Below are 16,882 nucleotides of genomic sequence, written 5' to 3'. Positions count from 1 at the left end.
CCCTTTTTATCTACGGAACCTCTTTCTTTCTCTCTCATTATAAAGGGCCCCTCTCACTCGCATAATGCGGGTAACCACACATCGAGGGCAGGTTTCCCCATGAATCCGTTCTTCACAAAACAAGCCTTGCATCCAGAATTACGGGAAACAAGGCTGTATTCTATAGGATGATCCTCAATCCAAATCCATAGGAGTGCTGAGCTTCCCCGTACTATACAGCTTGAACTCGGACGGGGTCATGTTAGTATGCTTCTTGAAGATTTCGCTAAAATAACGGCGATGCTCGTATCCAAGCTTCTGTGCGATCTCCTGTACCTGATAATCATCGATCAGCATTTCTTTGGCTTTTTCCATTCGCTGATGGATCACGAATTGTTGGAAGGAGATATTCAGCACTTTTTTGAACAGATTCGAGAAATACCCTGGACTGATATTAAACTGCTTCGCACATGTATCCAACGATAAGTTCGTATGTAGATGCGCACATATATAATCCTTTGCCTGATAGATTAATTTGGTTGATTCGTCCGAGCGCTCCTGCTCGACCCAAGAGCAAGCTTCAAGGCATATCCCTTTTACCGTATCCCGCATGATCTGGAATGAACCATGGCCGGAACTCTTCACCGTGTTCCATTGTCCTTCAAGCCTCTTCACCCGCTCGTGAGGGAACAGCTCCGACATGACTCTGCAGATCTTGGATGACAGCTCATAACATAAGTTTTCAACATGCTGCGGCTTGGGCAGCGGGTCACGCTGCAGCAAGTCATTAAATATCTGCTCCAGAATCAGCTGGCATTTTTCCCTGTGCCCGGATCGTAAGGCAAACAGAAACTCTTGTTCCGTCGAAGCCGTATAATTCAAGAGGGTCTTCTCTTCGGCAGAAGTGCCGGAATAACTGCTTACACCATTGCCGTCTGTATAAAAATGATAATCCAGCGCATTCAGAGCCTGCTGATAGGAATCGGGCAGCTCATCGATTGAATGAACGCACATGCCGATCCCGATGGAAATAGTCGAATGCGTAAATTGAAAAATGTTTTGCCGGCAAGCCTCCGATATTTGCTCCGCCATCCCCATATCCTCGCAATTGATCAGGCAGATCAAGCGGTTCAATGCCTCGCTGAAGACGACGCCATGGGTAACCCCTCCAATCGTTTCCTCCAAAATATTGCGCAAACTGAACCTGATTAGCTCCACTTCACGTGCTGGCTGCTCCTTATATTTGTCCATGAAACGGTCCACTTCCACGATAAAGAGATTGAATCGCCGTGGCTCAAGCTTGATGCCAAGTGCTTGCCATTGCTGATATGCCGCTTCCGGATTCGTACGGTGATGGATCAGCAATGACAAGTATTCCTGCTGCAGGACTGGCAAGCTTTTGATCATGTTCTGCTTGAGTTCCAAGACCTTGCTTTGCTCCTGCAATTCTTCCAGGTACGCAGCCTTTGCCTTCAAAACGACCTGGATGATTTCGTCAATCGAGAACGGTTTCTTCACAAAATCAAAGGCTCCCAAGCGGATGGCCTGTCTCGTGAACGAGAAATCGGTGTATGCGCTGAGAATGACAATCTTCGTGTAAGGAGAACTTTCGAGAATTTCCTGCGTCATGGCCAACCCATCCTTCTTCGGCATCCGGATGTCCGTTAGGACAATATCGGGTTTCGTCTCTTTCACGAGGCGGATGCCTTCCTCGCCATCCAGTGCCGTGCCAACGACTTCGATATGATGATCCTTCCAAGGCGGCTTCCGTGCGATCATGTCGACCACGCTTCGAATATCATCAATGATGCATAACTTAATCACGGGTAATCCATTCGTCATGATTCAACGTCCCCTTCTCTAATCGGCATCCATATTTCCGTTCTTGATCCTTTGCCGGGAAGACTGGTCAGCTTGATTCCGGCATCTTCACCATAAAAGAGACTAAGCCGGTTCACGATATTATTCAAGGCATAACCCTTCTTGGAGACCGGCGGCTCCAGCATCCCCTTCATGACGTTATCCGCATCCATGCCGATTCCGTTATCCTCAATGATCAGATATAACAGCTGGCCCTGCCTGCAAACGTGCAAGTGGATTTGACCTCCTGAGCCGATGTCCCTAAACCCGTGCTGAATACTGTTTTCCACGATCGGCTGCAATAGAATTTTGGGCATCAGGCAAGTTAACAACGAATCGTCTGTCACGGTAACTTCAAACTCAAACAGCCCCTCATAACATTTTTGCTGCAGGAGACAATACTGCTCCACATGCAGAAGCTCATCCTCCAGCGTGTTCCAGTCCTTGCCTCCGCTCAGCCCTAACTGGAACATCTGGGACAAGGACAAAATCATCTCATTGACCTCATCGTTCTCGCCAAGCACCGATTTGCAGTAGATCGTATTCAGGGTGTTGTATAAAAAATGCGGCTCCATCTGCGCGGTTAAAGCCCGCATCTCCGCCTTACGTTTCCCGGATTCACTCAGCCTTACATCATCGATGAGCCGATTGATTTCGTCCAGCATGCGGTTAAATTGATAACCCACCTGCGCAACTTCGTCGGTAGACCGGCTGGCAAAACGGACGTTCAATCGGTTGTCCTCAACCTCCCGCATGAGCCGCTGCAGTTTATATAACGGGTTAAGCAGGATTGCCGTTAATTTGGTGGACAGCAACCAGGTAAGGACCAGAAAGAACAGCATGATATAAAAGGTGGTTCGCTTGACTCCGTTCATTTGCTCCAGCAGCTTATCCTTCTGCTGAATGCCGAACAGACTCCAGTCTTTGACCACGGCGGATCGGGTGTAGTTCACCAGGTAATCGGTTTCGTCAAAATGATGAAAAAAAGAACCTTGGTTACCTTCCGATACTTTGTACAAGAATGGTTTATCTTTCATGAGATTATGGCTGGACGACCAGGCGGTCCGAATGACTTCCTCGCCTTTCGAATCAATGACAAAATAATCGCTGTCATCATTCGAAGAATGCTGGTTGACCATGCCGATCAACCCGCTCTCGTTCACGTTCACCACGATGAATACGTTGGTGTTGGAAACGTTCTCCTGCGTTCCCTTGGTAACAAAGGAAAGCGTTCGGCTGTTCCCGGTAAAAAATTTGTCGGTGTGCCCCTTAACCCAGATCCCCCCATAATTCTCCTTCACGTCGTAATACATGCTGGATTCATAAAAGGACTGGGTCTGGGAACGACGCTGCGATACTGGATAAAAATCCCCGATCGGGGTAGCAATGAGTATGCTTTCGATCAGTGGCTCGTTAAAGGTAACCTGTGAAAACACATACTGAAGCTCGGACAAATGCACGTAATAATTCGAGATGTCGTTGCTCTGCACATCCAGCATCATTTCCTTAAAGGCGTAGCTGAACATTAGGGAACGAACCGAATTGGAGATCCCGGCCAATTTGTCGTCCAGAATCTGAGTCGTTTTGTTCACGGTCTCTTGTCTGGATTCGAAAGCGTTCTTCTGAAGCTCTTTGGAGGCGATCCAATAGGTTGTCATGCCTACCGCTCCAATTGCAAGCGTTATCATAATGATGAAGGATAAGCGAACTCTTTGTTTAAACGTGATCCCGTAAACCCACTTGCTGAACTTTCCGGTAAAATGCTCGTGTCTTTGTCGTTTAATCAATACTCGATCAACCTCTCCTGAAATGACAAGAAGTCCTGCCATGTCGTAACTAATCTGTTGCGGTCATTTTACAATAAAATATCATTTTCGCAATAGGAGATTCCATATCCCGCCCCTGCACATTCTACTTTTATCGTTCCATTCGCCAGATAAGGTAAGGGAAAGTTATGCTAACTTATTGGTGCGATGATTGGTTTATGCTACCATTTAGTAAGGCAAATCTGACATTCTATAATAATCGAATACAATAGACAAGGAGAATCACATGCCGGGAACGATCACATTAATCCGTTATAACGGAACCGAAAAACACGCTTTGGCCGAATCCAAAGCCTATGCAACCCGCAGCCAAGTCAATGAACGGCCGCAAATCATGCTGTGGTTTGAAACGGAAACCGAGACCGAACCGCTTCAGGATTTCCCGGATTCGGATGAGCTGCTGAACAATCCGGACGCGGAGCTTACGATTTATCTGGATACGCTAAAACTGAATGAGTTTGCACCGCTGGAATTTACGCTTGCCCAGGGCTATAACGAGAACTCCAGAAGCCTGGATGCAAGACTCTATTATTTTGAACATCAGGAGGTAAATGATAACCGGGGACGCATTGAGTATAGAGGAAATGGCGTATTTTACGTATATTGGACTGGAACGACGATGGACGTCAATTATTATGATGGGAGTAAGCCGGATACCCGGCTGGAATTGGAAGGCGAGTTTACGATGGAGAAATACGTGGAATGGTTATAAAGAAGAATACATAATCTGCAGCAAGACCCTTCAACCTCGTAGAGCCAACCTTCGTAGTCATGGCTCTACGGGTTGCATCCGTATCCACATTACATAGGTTTCTTGAGCCTTAAACGCCAAACTGTTTCAAGTGATGGTCCAGATGCTTGTATAATCCCATCCCCCATTGCTCCGAGGTCAGTTTACCGAAGAAAGGATGAGGATGCGTGGTACATTTCTCGGGTCCGTGCTTTTGGAATGCTATCAATTTTTCTTTCAATTGTTCTCTTTCCGTTTCAAATTCTCTTGGATCCGCAATCAAAATATCCGGAATAGTCGACATGTTGCGAGGTAACGGTTTTTCATTATAAAACACGGGCTTCGCGAAATTCCCTACCAACCTACCTAGCCAGCCTCTTGGCGGGTTTGTGATGCCCATGGCGATGTCTTGGAACGCGGAGCAGTGAGACAGCATTTGGGCAGCATCCATTTTTCCCCATAACGGTTGTGATTGAGGGCTTAATGCGTCGATTCGGTTTAATATTTGGGTCATATCGAAATGATTGAACATATTATTCATGTTTGTCTCTCCCTATAGTGAAATCCATGTCTAAACACCTGATTATATGATAGCTGACCCATCTACGGGACATTTCTTTTGGATTGCTTTTTTGTTTTAATATTTTAATAAGAGAATGAATATCATCCAACCTGTGAAGAAAAGTGAAACTGCAGCCAATAGGATTGAAACTTGATGGCGCCTGGTTTCGCGTATGTATTTCCACTCCATATATCCGCGAAAGCAGAAGATTAGGGATAATAAGAATGGCCATATGGGATAAGGTCTGCTTCTATCCATCGTCCATACAAGAATGAGTATCGGAATTAATAAAGCCCATGAGCCCAGAAGATACCATTTATACACCGGTGTGTCACGCATCTCTTCTTCGCCTACATCAATAATCTTCCTTAGGACCCATTGTCCAACTATAATAACAAGGACTATAAATGAGTATAATCCCTCCATTTACCATCCTCCTTTAGGTGGAATAAAATGCAAGTGCTTTCTACAACCATCTCATAAAAAAACCTTTAGAAACCTTCACATGTCTTTCGCTGGCCCAAATCTCCAGCTGCCTGATTCCCTCCACCTGATCCTCCGTGAACGTAAAACATAGCTTCAAAGGCACGATTCTACGCCCTTTCGGCTTGATTCCGATCACCGGTTTCCTGTCCTGGTTGATCAGTAAACATGCCACGGAATCTGCGTTCATTTCTTTTCCGTTTATTATGATCCCGTCTTGATGCATTTTCATCACGCCTGGTTTCATCAGGCAGGTTCTGTAGAAGGAGATGATGAATACGGTGGAACAAAAAACTAACCACACTATACAGGCATAATAAAAGAAGTCCCTTTCTCCCTGTTCCAACATGATATTTCCAAGAAGAATAACGATTAAGAGCAGCATGGAAACCATTAATTTAATGCCAGACGGGGCTGAAACGCTAAACATCCTGTTATTGTTCATGTGATCTCCTATCATCGAATAAGGTTGATTCTGTATTCACCTTAAAGTATATGCTCATTATACCTGCACTCACAAAATGTGGTAACCTGATTTGCAATAACCCAATAAAAAAAGCCCCGATTTTAGCGGCAGCTCATATCAGTGCTATGTATCCACATCATTTTATTAAAAAGCATTTAGAAATTACATGATCAACACCTCATATTCTAAAAATAATAAAATACTTACTTACCGTTCAAATCTCCTGCAGCCAAATGATTCGCTTCCACCGGTTTGCTCAGCCAATGCTCGTCGGTTTGAACATGATTCTTGCGGACGTACTTGGCAGCACTATGCTTAAAATCGTCATATGCAAATGCGGAAGCCAGCCTAACCACATAACCTTCCTGCTCCCCGCCGCAGCCTGACTGCTTCGTATAACAAGCCTTGGCAGCCTCCTCGTCCCAGATGCCCCGGTACAACACAGGAACCGTAACCAGCCCCAGACGTTCCGCCCATTCCTCCGTCTCATCCCATGACAGGCACTCATTCAACTCATTCCACACGGAGAACAGCATGAAGTAGGACGGCAACGCCGAATACGAAAGCGAATGTTTGGCATAGACGTTTTCCCCGCAGAGACGGTATCCCTCCGGAATCAAATACTTGATGCCCCCATGCAGCGTCTTGACATAATGACGGGAAGGATGATCCTTGCTGTCCAGGGATCTGGCGTGGATTAAATCGGGGTACATGGTGGTGTTCTCCCCATCCATTTTCTCGGTAATGACGACCTCCTGCCCCTTAAAATGGTCGGTATTCCGCAAAATCTTATCGTCGTCGGTATAACCTCTGGACCAGGGCAGATGCATCGTTCTGGGGTATTTCATTTTCATCGTTGTTCACCTCTCTTACTTGCCGAACGTATCGGCCTCTGCGAAGAAATACAGCTGAGCCAGCAAATCCTCGCCTAACAAATGATAAATCTTGGATGCGCCGGCATCGCCTCCATGCAATATTTCCATATGGAAGCTGACAAGTTGGACGACATGAAGCACAAATTCATCCTCATACCCAAGGTCTTTTAAGGCATGACATGCCATGATGGCCGATACATGCTCATGTCCATAATAGGAATAGTATCCTCGAGCCTGCTTCCATACTTTGCAAAACGGCTTGCCCGCGTCATGGAACAGAGCCGCTAATTGCATAGCCAGCAGATGATCGCCTTCACCTTCATAGCAATTTTGGATGTATTCCAGCACGGCAAACGTATGCTCCGACAACGTTCTCGAATGGAACGGATTCTCTTGATCAAATCCCAGCATCGTTTGAAAATAGGGGGATTGCGATAAGTAACCGAACAACTCATCGTGATCCGGCCTGCGCGTTAGCAGCTGTTCCAAATCCTCTCTTGCCAGCTGAGTTTCACCCGCCTCATGAACGAGGTGCAGATCGACAAACCCTTCACCCATGACCGGGAATTCAAGATTCTTGGCATACTTGGTCATGATCTTCTCATCAAGCCGGCGTTTTCGTCTCTTAACTCTATCCAGTGCCACTTCATAAGGAGTCGTGCAGATATGGCACTCCACCCGTCGATCGCCATACCGTTTCAGAAATTTCAGTCTTCGTTCCCGGCTGACATTCGTTGCGTCGAATACGACGTTTCGATCCGACTTCAGCGCCTCTTCGATTTCGGCGAAAGCCTCGTCAAATACCATATACGTATTTTTCTGTTTGGATTCGCTGCCAAACAATCTTTCGCGTATCGCGTCCGTCGCAACCAGCACGGCCCGCTCGCTTTTGCACAATTGTTTGGCATAATAGCTTTTCCCGCTGCCGGGTATCCCGACCAGCATATGAATCGTACTCATGAAATTCACCTCCTTTCGCGACTAGCTTAACATGGTGTCAGTGTCATGGTTTACCTGTTCGGAGGGGCTGAGCGTTATATTCTTTCGAATCAATCTCTTTGATGGACATCGCCAATCGAATTTCATCCCTCCAAATAATGTACCACGCTTGCACTTTGCTTGAGTAAGCAAAGAATATGTATATTCAACTTTTACATACCGAACAAAAAAGCCGATTGCCTGCAGAAAGTGCATCCTCAGACAATCAGCCTTTATGTCGTATCTACTTGCCCGATCTCGCTTTCGGAGCAGGAGCGGTCGTATCCCGCTCCACCAGCTTAACAGGGATCAGCGCCCTGCCCGGTGTCGGTTTCCCTCTCTCCAGCCAGTTTACGACATGCTCGGCCGCTTGGCGGCCGATCTCGTAAAAGTTCTGCTCGACGGTAGTGAGAGGGATCATCACATGCTCCGTGACCGGATTATTATCAAAGCCAATGATCGAGATATCGTCCGGAATGCGGATCCCCCTCTCCAAACAGAGGTTTAGCAGGTTGGCAGCAATCAGATCATTTTCCGTCTGAACGGCCGTCACCCCCTCCGTCTTGTACGAGTCCAGCAGCTCGTTATAAAATTGCTCCACGCCGACCTTCTCCCGGTAACCCTTCATGTTCAGCCTGATATAACGACTGTCAAGGGGAAGCCCATGGTCCTTTAGCGCTTGGCAGTATCCGAAATACCGGTCGCGCACCGACGAAGTGGATTCAATGCTGACCGCGGTCAGAAACGCAATCTTTCGGTGTCCAAGCTCTATCAATCGGGATACGGCTTGATAAGAGCCGCTCCAATTATCCGAAACGACCGCCCCGAGCGGGAGGCTGTCAAAATATTTATCAATGGTCACGATCGGATAATCTTCAAGGCACAGCCGATGCAGGATATCGTAGTTCGTATGATCGTTCCGCGGGTACAATATAATGGCCGCAATGCCCTTTCGGGTCAGCATCTCCAGCAGATCGCGCTCCTTCTGGGAGTCATAATCGCTCTGATGAATGCTTAAATAGTAGCCGTTCGCGTTCAGCCAGTCCGAAGCGCCGCGAATATACCCCATCGTGCCGCGGTCGTCTTCGGAAGGCAGGATCAGCGATATCATTTTTTCCGTTCCAACCGATCGCTGCTCCTGCCCCCGCTGCCGGGGTTTGACAAAGCTGCCGCTTCCTTTGACGCGGTAGATGAACCCGTCCCGCTCCAGCTCCTCGAGCGCTCTTCTTGTTGTAATGCGGCTCACGCCGAAGGCCGTACTCAGCTCGGCCTCGGTAGGAAGCTGGGCCTCGGAAGGGTACAGGCCGGATGAAATTTTCGATTTTAGCTCGTCCATCATCACGCGGTACAGCGGTTTATTGTCTTTGGTCAACTTGGTTCTCATCCCATCTTTATCTATTTTCCGGTTTGATCTAGTCCAACTAAAATTATAGCGTTTGCATCATTGGCATGTAAACCGCCCCGATCGATCATGCCTGCGTCCCGTCATGGTTACTTCACGTTCGTATAGCGTTCATACTGCGCTCTTTTGATTTCCAGGTAACGCTGGGCCCCCATTTTGTCCAAGGTCTTAACGTAGTTATCCCAATCCGTGTCCAGACTCGCTTTACCCGTAACAAATTTGACCCGCATCTCCTCCATGTATTTATTGATGTCGGTCAGAATCGCGCTGGTTTGGTTGGCTTCGTCATCCGTAGGAACAAAATCCGGCCAAAGCTCTTTGGGCGCCAGCTCATCCAGCTCGGCAGGATCCGCTTTGATCTCGTCAGCGACCGTCGTCCCGCGAGCCGCCATCCGCAAATCGTCGTCAGGCTCAACATAAGGATAATAAGCGCCATACACATTATCAACATATTGGAAGGCACCCAGCTGCACGCCACCCTTGTAGTTCAATATTTCGTCCTTGTATTTCGGTTTGCCGTCCACCAGTTCGTAAGTTTCTCCTTCCAATCCAAAGGTAGCGAAGTTAATCCCTTCTTCACCGTAGAAATAATCGATCCACTTGATGGTTTCGACCGGATACTTGTTTTTGTTGGTAATCACGAAACCGAAGATCCCTTTGGCCGGCGGTCCCAGCACCCCCGCGACTCTATCGCCGTTCGGACCTTCCAGGGCATGGATGCCCACATAATTTTCGGCCGCTTCCTTTCCGATATATCCCGGCCCTTCCCATACAAACGAGCCGATCAAATTGTTGGAGCCGTCCGTAGACCATTTGGCATAATCGTAGCCGGTCGTGAAATTCTGCTGAGCCAACGAGCCGTCCTTGTACAGATCGCTCATATAACGCAAGAGCTCCCTGTATTTCGGATCGTTGAACGTCGTCTTGACTTGTCCGTCAGCGTCCTTATAGAGATACTGTCCGAAAGCCTTGGCGCCGCCTTCGCCCATGCCGAAGCTGCCGGCCAGAAAGCTCTCCAGGAAGGTCCAGTACTGCGATTCAAGCACCCAGCCGAGACGGGAACTGTCCTTCTCCCGAACCTTCATGAGCGCTTGGCGGAACTCCTCGGTCGTCTTGGGCACTTCAAGCCCCGCTTCATCCAGCCAATCCTGATTAATATACAGGCGAACGGAATTGAACGCTTTCGAAAAATCAACGTATGGAAGAGCGTATATATGTCCGTCCGACATCGTAATCGCTCCTCTGATATCCGGGTTGTCCTTGAGCAGCTTATTTAAATTCGGCGCATGCTGTTCAATCAAGTCCTCGAGCGGAACAAACAAGCCCTGCTTGCCATATTTCATCAGCTCGTCGGTGCCGAAGGCAATACGGTAGAACGCATCGGGCAGGTCGTTGGAGCCGAGCATGACATTTTTCCTCTCGGTTACGGCGGAACCGGCCAGCTCCTCAAACTCAACCTCGATTCCGGACATCTCCTCGTATTTTTGCCACATCCATAATTGATCGGCTGGTGGATGCACATCGGTATATCCGCGTTTGACGATCCTTAGCTTGATGTTCCCGGTGTCTCCGTCCGTTCCGGCTGGTTCCGGCTCCGCCTTTCCCCCTGATCCGCCGCAGGCGGAAAGCGTCAACGTGCATGTCAACATGAAAGCAAGCAGAAGATTCATTCCTTTTCTCATAAATCCATATCCCCTCTTTTCATGATTATGAGTTCCAAGCGGTAATTGACCGCTCCTATATCGGCTTACCCTTTGATAGCTCCCACCATGATGCCTTTCTCAAAGAATCGCGACAGCAGCGGATACAATAGCAAGAGCGGCAGCGCGGATAATACGACGATTGCATATTTCAGTCCTTCCTTAACCATCATCTGATCCGCGTATTCGGCGCCGACCGAAATTCCGGCCATTTCCTTGAAGTCGTTCTGCACCAGGATTTCTCTTAAAATCAGCTGCAGCGGGAATTTCTCCCGGTCCGTCAAATAAATCATAGCGTCAAAATACGAGTTCCAGTGGCCCACTCCATAGAACAGAATCATCACAGCAATGATCGGCATGGACAAAGGCAGCACGATTCGGAACAGCATATGGTAATCGTTGCAGCCGTCGACGTAGGCGCTCTCTTCCAGTTCCACCGGAATCCGAGTCTGAAAATAGGTTCTCATAATAATCATGTTGTAGGCGCTGATCGCTCCGGGCAGCACCAATGCCCACATCGTATTCAGTAATCCAAGCTCCTTGTTCACCAAGTACAGCGGGATCAGCCCGCCGCTGAAAAACATCGTAAAAGCAAACAGCAGCGTGAATAGTCCCTTGCCATAAAAGCGCTTTCTGGATAACGGGTACGCACCGAATACCGTCATCATGATATTGATCGCGGTACCCACGAGAGCGTAAAGCAGCGTATTGGCATACCCGCTCCATATTTCGCTGTTCTCGAATACTTTGGCATAGCTGTCCAGGTTGAAGCCTGCCGGAAAGAGCAGCAGCGGCTTGTCCCATATTTGGCGCGGATCGGAGAATGACGCAAACAAAACAAAAATGAGCGGGTACAAAATGACGATGGTCACGAGGATCGACAGCACTAGTATTATGATATCGGCCAGTTTTTCTCCTGGCGTTCGTTTAATGTTCAACAGCACTTCTAAGGTTCCCTCCCTTTTCCTGCATCGACGGCCTTTACCATAAGCTGGTCTCCCCCGCCTTGCGTGCAACCGCATTAACGATGATCAGGATGATAAAATTGATCACATTGTTGAACAGGCCGACTGCCGCCGAAAAGCTGTACTGAGTGTTAAGCAGTCCGCTCTTGTACATGTAAGTGGAGATTACCTCGGAGGTTTCCAGGTTCATCGCGTTTTGCATCAACAGGATTTTCTCGAAGCCGACACTCATGATGCCGCCTGCACTCAAGATAGACAGGATGACGATCGTCGGGACGATGCCGGGAATCGTAATATGCCAAATTCGGCGAAATTTGCTGGCGCCATCCATATATGCCGCCTCGTACAGGTCCGGCGAGATGCCCGAGATGGCTGCGCTGTAGATGAGTGAAGACCAGCCAACTCCCTGCCATACGCCCGACCAGACATAGAGATGCCAGAATTTAGACGGCTCTGCCAAATAATCGACCGGTTCCTTCCCCAAGGAGACTAGGATGGAGTTAAAGACGCCATTCGTAGGCGAGATGAAAAAAAACAGGATACCGACTGCAACGACGACCGAAATAAAGTGAGGAGCATAAGAAATGCTTTGAGCGAATGAGCGGAATTTGCGATTCCGAATCTCGTTGAACAATAGCGCCAGCAGGATCGGTGCGGGAATGCCGACCAGCAGTCCGTATAAACTGATCCCGATCGTATTTTTCAGAATCGTCCAAAAATAATAGGCGTCAAACAGCCGCTCGAAATGTTCGAACCCGACCCATGGGCTGTTCCAGATGCCAAGCCCGGGCATAAAATCCTTGAAAGCGATTTGTACGCCGTACATCGGCCAATAATGCCAGATCAAAAAGTAAAGCACTGCCGGGGAAATGATGATATACAGCCCGATATTTCGCTTTAGCTGCCTCTTAACATGCGTCCACCGGGTGGGTTTGGGAGCGGGCTGTGGGGATGCCGAGTTTAATCGGGCGTCCATGCTTAATCATGACCTCCTTTATCTAATCGAATGGCGTGTAGCAGAAGTCTGAGCTGTGCGAGATCATCAGCAATATCTGCTTGGTACAGTAATATGACACCTCCCTTCTATTCACTTGTACTAACATTTGTTATGTAATTCATAATTTGTTATAACACATTTTAGTGAGGTTTTATTTTCCAGTCAATATGACATCGAATAATTGCTACTTTAGTTGTATAAACGCGGAATTGTTATGACAAATTTCGACGGTTGCAGCCTTATTAACATCGTCCTGCGTGCCGTAGTTTGTCGAACGATCCCACAAGGGAGGGCCGGTATCATTCCGAAAAAAAGAAACAGCCGCATGGTTTACGCGGCTGTTTCTATTAAATAAACGAGCGTTTAGAAACGCATGGTCGATATTCATTACCTTGCTTTAAGTCTGCTTATAGATATGCTGCCAGCTTTGCAAGCACATCCGCATGTTCATCCGTCAATTTATTGCCGAATTGCGCCCTGACTTGATTGGTAAAAGCGTTCAGCTTGCCTTGCTTAGCGGAGTCGTTGCCCCGATCCTCCGCCTCTTTGGCGCCTTGCAGCTTCGTAGACAGCGATTGTGCGATTCCCTGATCGCTTCCTGCGAAACGCTCTACCAGCCCGATCAAGCTGTCATAGGTCACGGCTACCTCAAAACGAAAGACGGATTCCGTTTTATTTCCGGCCAGATCGACTGCCGTTACGGATATTTCATGGGAGCCCGGTTCAAAGGAATAGGCAGGACGTTCGAGCAGCGGAAGAGAACAAGGATTGTCAGCTAACCCTGACAGACTGTCGACGGCACTGCACGAAACGTATACGGAGTCGGTTACCGTGTACGTTCGCTCACCGCTGAATTCAACGACGGGAGCCGTCTTGTCGATTTGCACGTTCAGCGTTCCAGGTGCTTCAGATACGCCTGAGAAGTTGGTGGCAGAATAGGTAACCGTCGTGACGCCTTCCTCAGTGATTTGAAGCTGAGCCGTACTCCCTTTTACCGTGGTCTTCTCTATCGGCTGCGCCCCTTCCGCAGCATATGCAATAGAGTATGCGCGGTCGGACGAGATGGACAAGGACACATCGGCATTTACCCAGCCGTTCTCGTTGGGAGAAGGCGATAGGCTAACCGTCGAGACGGGAGGAACACTGTCTTTTACGGTTACAAAGAAATCGTCATAATAGGCTGTTGCCACATTGTATCTGGAAGTTACCGCAATCAGTTTCGCATAAGCCGCATTAGCCGGAGCCTTCCCTCTGAGCGTCACTTTCTGCCATTGGGCCAATCGCGATTCATCCAAATGGGTTTCCAGTGTGGAAATCGTGGCGTTATTGCTGTCAAAGAATCGGAACATAAAGCCCGGCTGGCCCGATTCAATATAGAGATTCATGCCTGCCGTATATTCCTCTCCCGGGATGACGGGAATCGCATCACTTTGGACGGCAACGGATGCCGTTCTCAGCGTGTCCGTAATCTTCAGGCTGTGCGTTCCCGTGAAACTGCGTTCCGTGCTGAGATCATAGCGATAACCGTTGCCTGGAGCGAATAATTGACTCCATCCCTTCATTTCCTCTTCGAAACCAGGATTGGTGACGGGAACAGCCGTATGCGGCGGTTCTTCCACGACTTCTCCGTCAACTTCCATCCGATACAGAATCGTATTGGTCTGCATGTCCGTGAAATAGAGATTCCCGTCGGCATGTAAATCGAATCTTGAGGTGTCGGCCAATGTCCGATGCTCCAGCGTTTCAGGGTCGATGACCGTCAATTTGTTGTTGAACAGCACGTAAAGCAGACCATCCTCCGACCAGCGGAGCGGGTGATGCGCCCATTGGCTGAAATTCAAGCTTGGATACACTTTTTTGCTCTTCACGACTTCATACGTATCGGGGTCGATCGCAAAAATATACTCATAGGATGCTCCCCAGATCAAGCCGTCCGGACCGGCCGAAAGATCTCCGATGAATATCGGTTTATCCAGTCCCGGAACCCGGAGCGGAAACTCGGTGATTTTTTGCTGCGTCTCTTCATCCCATACAAAAATCTTCGCTTCCGCTTCCGTCGGCTCGGAGCCCAGTCCGCCCCGAATCGTGGTGGAACCGAACACCTTGCCGTCATGAACCGTCGTACTGAGCACGCTCTGATTCTGGACGACGTTGCGATGAACGTTGATTTCTCCGGTGGCGGTATCATAAACGGTCAACGAGCCACCCAAAGTGCCGTAACCGGAAATCGTCGAAATGTAGAGCTTGCCTTTGGAACTGGAGATATCAACCAGCCTCTCCTGATCGTTGCCCAGAACGGCCAGTCTCTTCGGATTGTTCATTCCAGGCTCTGTCGATAAATCGAACTCGTACAGTCCGCCTTCCGGGTACACGCCCATATAGACTTTATTGCCTACGGCATGAACGCTATCCGCTTGGCCGATGCTGAACGGCGTTGCGGTGTTATTGGTCAGATCGACGAGCGAGGAACGGGCCTGCGAGCCGGTGGTGATCAATTGAGTGTCCGATACGCTTTTCAACCGGTTGACAACGCCGGGCAGACCCGGGATGACCGGCGGCATCAGGTGCACCTGCTTGGTTTCGATGTTCATGATCGTAACACCGCCGTCATAACGGACGGTCACCAGATTTTTGCCCGGGTATTCCGGATTATTGGGAAATTCCACCCAATCTACTCCCCGAAATCCGCTGTTGTACTCCATGCCGGTCAACTCGACCTCATGCGTGGCAAGATTAAACGTTTTCAACTTCTTGTCGGACATGTAATACAGTTTTCCGTCAAGCGAGTCCGTTGCGTGAAGCCCCGTTACGTTCTCCAGCACAACATCCAGCCAGCTTTCCGTCTGTGTATCGTAGATAAACGCCTCTCCAGGAATGCCGCTTCCGTCCGTATATCGGGCAAACAAATAACGGTTATCAATCGTGCTCAGGTCATACACGGTGTCTTCTTTAACCGGCAGGGAAGCCGCGATATTTGTTTTCTCACCGGTCGCTAAATTCACGCGTACGATCTGCTTATGCGCGGTACCGGCATATATATTGCCGCCCTGGTAAGCGATGGAGCGCACATACTCCTGGTCAAGCGACCCGATGACGCGGCCATAATCTTTGGTTTGCTTCGTAGCCGGATCGTACTGGTACACTTTGCCGCCGGGATAGGTTCCGACATACACGCGGCCCTGTTCATCCGTGGTGATGCTGTTCGGAACCGACTGGCCATCGAACTGTGCAACTTGCACAGGGACATGAGTAACCGGTGAGTAACTCCACAGCCTCGCTCCGCCGCCGTCGGCCGCAAGGAACAAGGTACCGTCCGGTGCCGTGGTATGTGCCCAGGAGCTTTCGGAGGGGCCGATCGGAATGCTGCGAAGCAGTTTATAATCCTCCAGATCGATCACGTTAAGATGCCCCGGCTTTCCTTTACTGGTCGCATAAAGAACGTTGCGGCCTTCTTCCTTCCCTGCCGTACCGTTGAACACGGCAACCGTATAGTTGTTAGGAACGAGAATTTCCTCCGGTGTTCCGTATGTTTTTTGAGCAAGCCTGCTCTCCCCGGAAGCAGCGGCGAGACCGCCGCCCGAACAAACCAATAACAGACACAATGCCAGCATAAATACCTGGTACTTGCCGCTTTTTGCAAATCTCATAAATGACCTCCTTAGATTTCGGTGTTGACTATCCCGTAAGACCGCTCTGATAGCTATGAACGAATCCGGCAGGCATTCAGCCTCTGTTTTTTAGTAATCTGAACCTCCTTTGGTCATGATTAGACGCAACCCGCTCTGGTGGAATATGGAAGACTAGCGGAACCGTCTGGCCGTATATTAGGCAAATACCGGGATGGTGTCAATCCATAACGATCATGCCATATTCCTCTTGTCCCTGTATTCGACAATGTGGATATTTCAAAAGAAGCAGAAGCATCACAGCAGAAAAGTTGTTATTTCTAGCGGTTAACCAAGCTCGATTCTGTCACAAAGTTAAGGCCAAACGACAAAAAAGCCGCATCATAAGCGGCCCCGCATAAACAGCAAGGGACCGTCATACGGATGGTATCTT

The 16,882-nt window shown here is 48.8% G+C and carries 12 protein-coding genes; 1 reads left to right on the top strand and 11 read right to left on the bottom strand.

All coding sequences use genetic code 11. The features are described 5' to 3' along the window. Positions 1 to 174: 174 nt before the first annotated feature. Together GYMC10_RS13620 and GYMC10_RS13615 are read right to left on the bottom strand one after the other, a co-directional pair. Positions 175 to 1,821: a response regulator gene (locus tag GYMC10_RS13620; RefSeq protein WP_015734991.1), complete on the bottom strand. Its 1,647-nt coding sequence runs from the start codon at positions 1,819 to 1,821 to the stop codon at positions 175 to 177. After that, a complete protein-coding gene (locus tag GYMC10_RS13615; RefSeq protein ID WP_251495179.1) occupies positions 1,818 to 3,497 on the bottom strand; it encodes a sensor histidine kinase in 1,680 nt (559 codons plus the stop codon). Before GYMC10_RS13615 ends, GYMC10_RS13620 begins: the two co-directional genes overlap by 4 nt. 394 nt (positions 3,498 to 3,891) lie before the next feature. On the opposite strand from GYMC10_RS13615, the gene GYMC10_RS13610 reads away from it, so the two are divergent. Then, positions 3,892 to 4,377 carry a hypothetical protein gene (locus tag GYMC10_RS13610; RefSeq protein ID WP_015734989.1) on the top strand — a complete coding sequence of 162 codons (486 nt, stop codon included), beginning with the start codon at positions 3,892 to 3,894 and terminating at the stop codon, positions 4,375 to 4,377. Between the two features lie 109 nt (positions 4,378 to 4,486). Here GYMC10_RS13610 and GYMC10_RS13605 read toward each other — a convergent pair whose 3' ends face one another. From GYMC10_RS13605 to GYMC10_RS13560, 9 genes are all read right to left on the bottom strand, one after another. Further along, complete coding sequence (locus tag GYMC10_RS13605; protein WP_015734988.1) at positions 4,487 to 4,936, bottom strand: DUF1569 domain-containing protein; 450 nt, start codon at positions 4,934 to 4,936, stop codon at positions 4,487 to 4,489. 96 nt (positions 4,937 to 5,032) lie between these two features. Further along, complete coding sequence (locus GYMC10_RS13600; RefSeq protein ID WP_015734987.1) at positions 5,033 to 5,383, bottom strand: DUF4181 domain-containing protein; 351 nt, start codon at positions 5,381 to 5,383, stop codon at positions 5,033 to 5,035. Positions 5,384 to 6,109: 726 nt separating this feature from the next. Further along, on the bottom strand, positions 6,110 to 6,760 hold the full coding sequence (locus GYMC10_RS13590) for an RNA ligase family protein (protein ID WP_015734985.1): 651 nt from the start codon (positions 6,758 to 6,760) through the stop codon (positions 6,110 to 6,112). Between the two features lie 15 nt (positions 6,761 to 6,775). Continuing rightward, a complete protein-coding gene (locus tag GYMC10_RS13585; RefSeq protein ID WP_015734984.1) occupies positions 6,776 to 7,741 on the bottom strand; it encodes an AAA family ATPase in 966 nt (321 codons plus the stop codon). A gap of 262 nt (positions 7,742 to 8,003) precedes the next feature. Then, positions 8,004 to 9,131 (bottom strand): GntR family transcriptional regulator, encoded by a 1,128-nt coding sequence (locus GYMC10_RS13580; protein ID WP_009590558.1) that lies wholly within the window; start codon positions 9,129 to 9,131, stop codon positions 8,004 to 8,006. A 119-nt stretch (positions 9,132 to 9,250) separates the two neighbouring features. Next, a complete protein-coding gene (locus GYMC10_RS13575) occupies positions 9,251 to 10,843 on the bottom strand; it encodes an ABC transporter substrate-binding protein (RefSeq protein ID WP_015734983.1) in 1,593 nt (530 codons plus the stop codon). Positions 10,844 to 10,908: 65 nt separating this feature from the next. Continuing rightward, positions 10,909 to 11,805 carry a carbohydrate ABC transporter permease gene (locus GYMC10_RS13570; RefSeq protein ID WP_015734982.1) on the bottom strand — a complete coding sequence of 299 codons (897 nt, stop codon included), beginning with the start codon at positions 11,803 to 11,805 and terminating at the stop codon, positions 10,909 to 10,911. Positions 11,806 to 11,842: 37 nt separating this feature from the next. Continuing rightward, positions 11,843 to 12,802, bottom strand: coding sequence for an ABC transporter permease (locus GYMC10_RS13565; RefSeq protein ID WP_015734981.1), 960 nt, complete (start codon positions 12,800 to 12,802; stop codon positions 11,843 to 11,845). A 428-nt stretch (positions 12,803 to 13,230) separates the two neighbouring features. Next, positions 13,231 to 16,470 carry a PQQ-binding-like beta-propeller repeat protein gene (locus GYMC10_RS13560; protein WP_015734980.1) on the bottom strand — a complete coding sequence of 1,080 codons (3,240 nt, stop codon included), beginning with the start codon at positions 16,468 to 16,470 and terminating at the stop codon, positions 13,231 to 13,233. Positions 16,471 to 16,882: the final 412 nt, after the last annotated feature.

It is taken from the genome of Paenibacillus sp. Y412MC10, from assembly GCF_000024685.1.
GTDB lineage: Bacteria > Bacillota > Bacilli > Paenibacillales > Paenibacillaceae > Paenibacillus_AQ > Paenibacillus_AQ lautus_A.
Note: the sequence above shows the minus strand (reverse complement) of the source record. Positions and strands in the feature narration are given on the sequence as shown.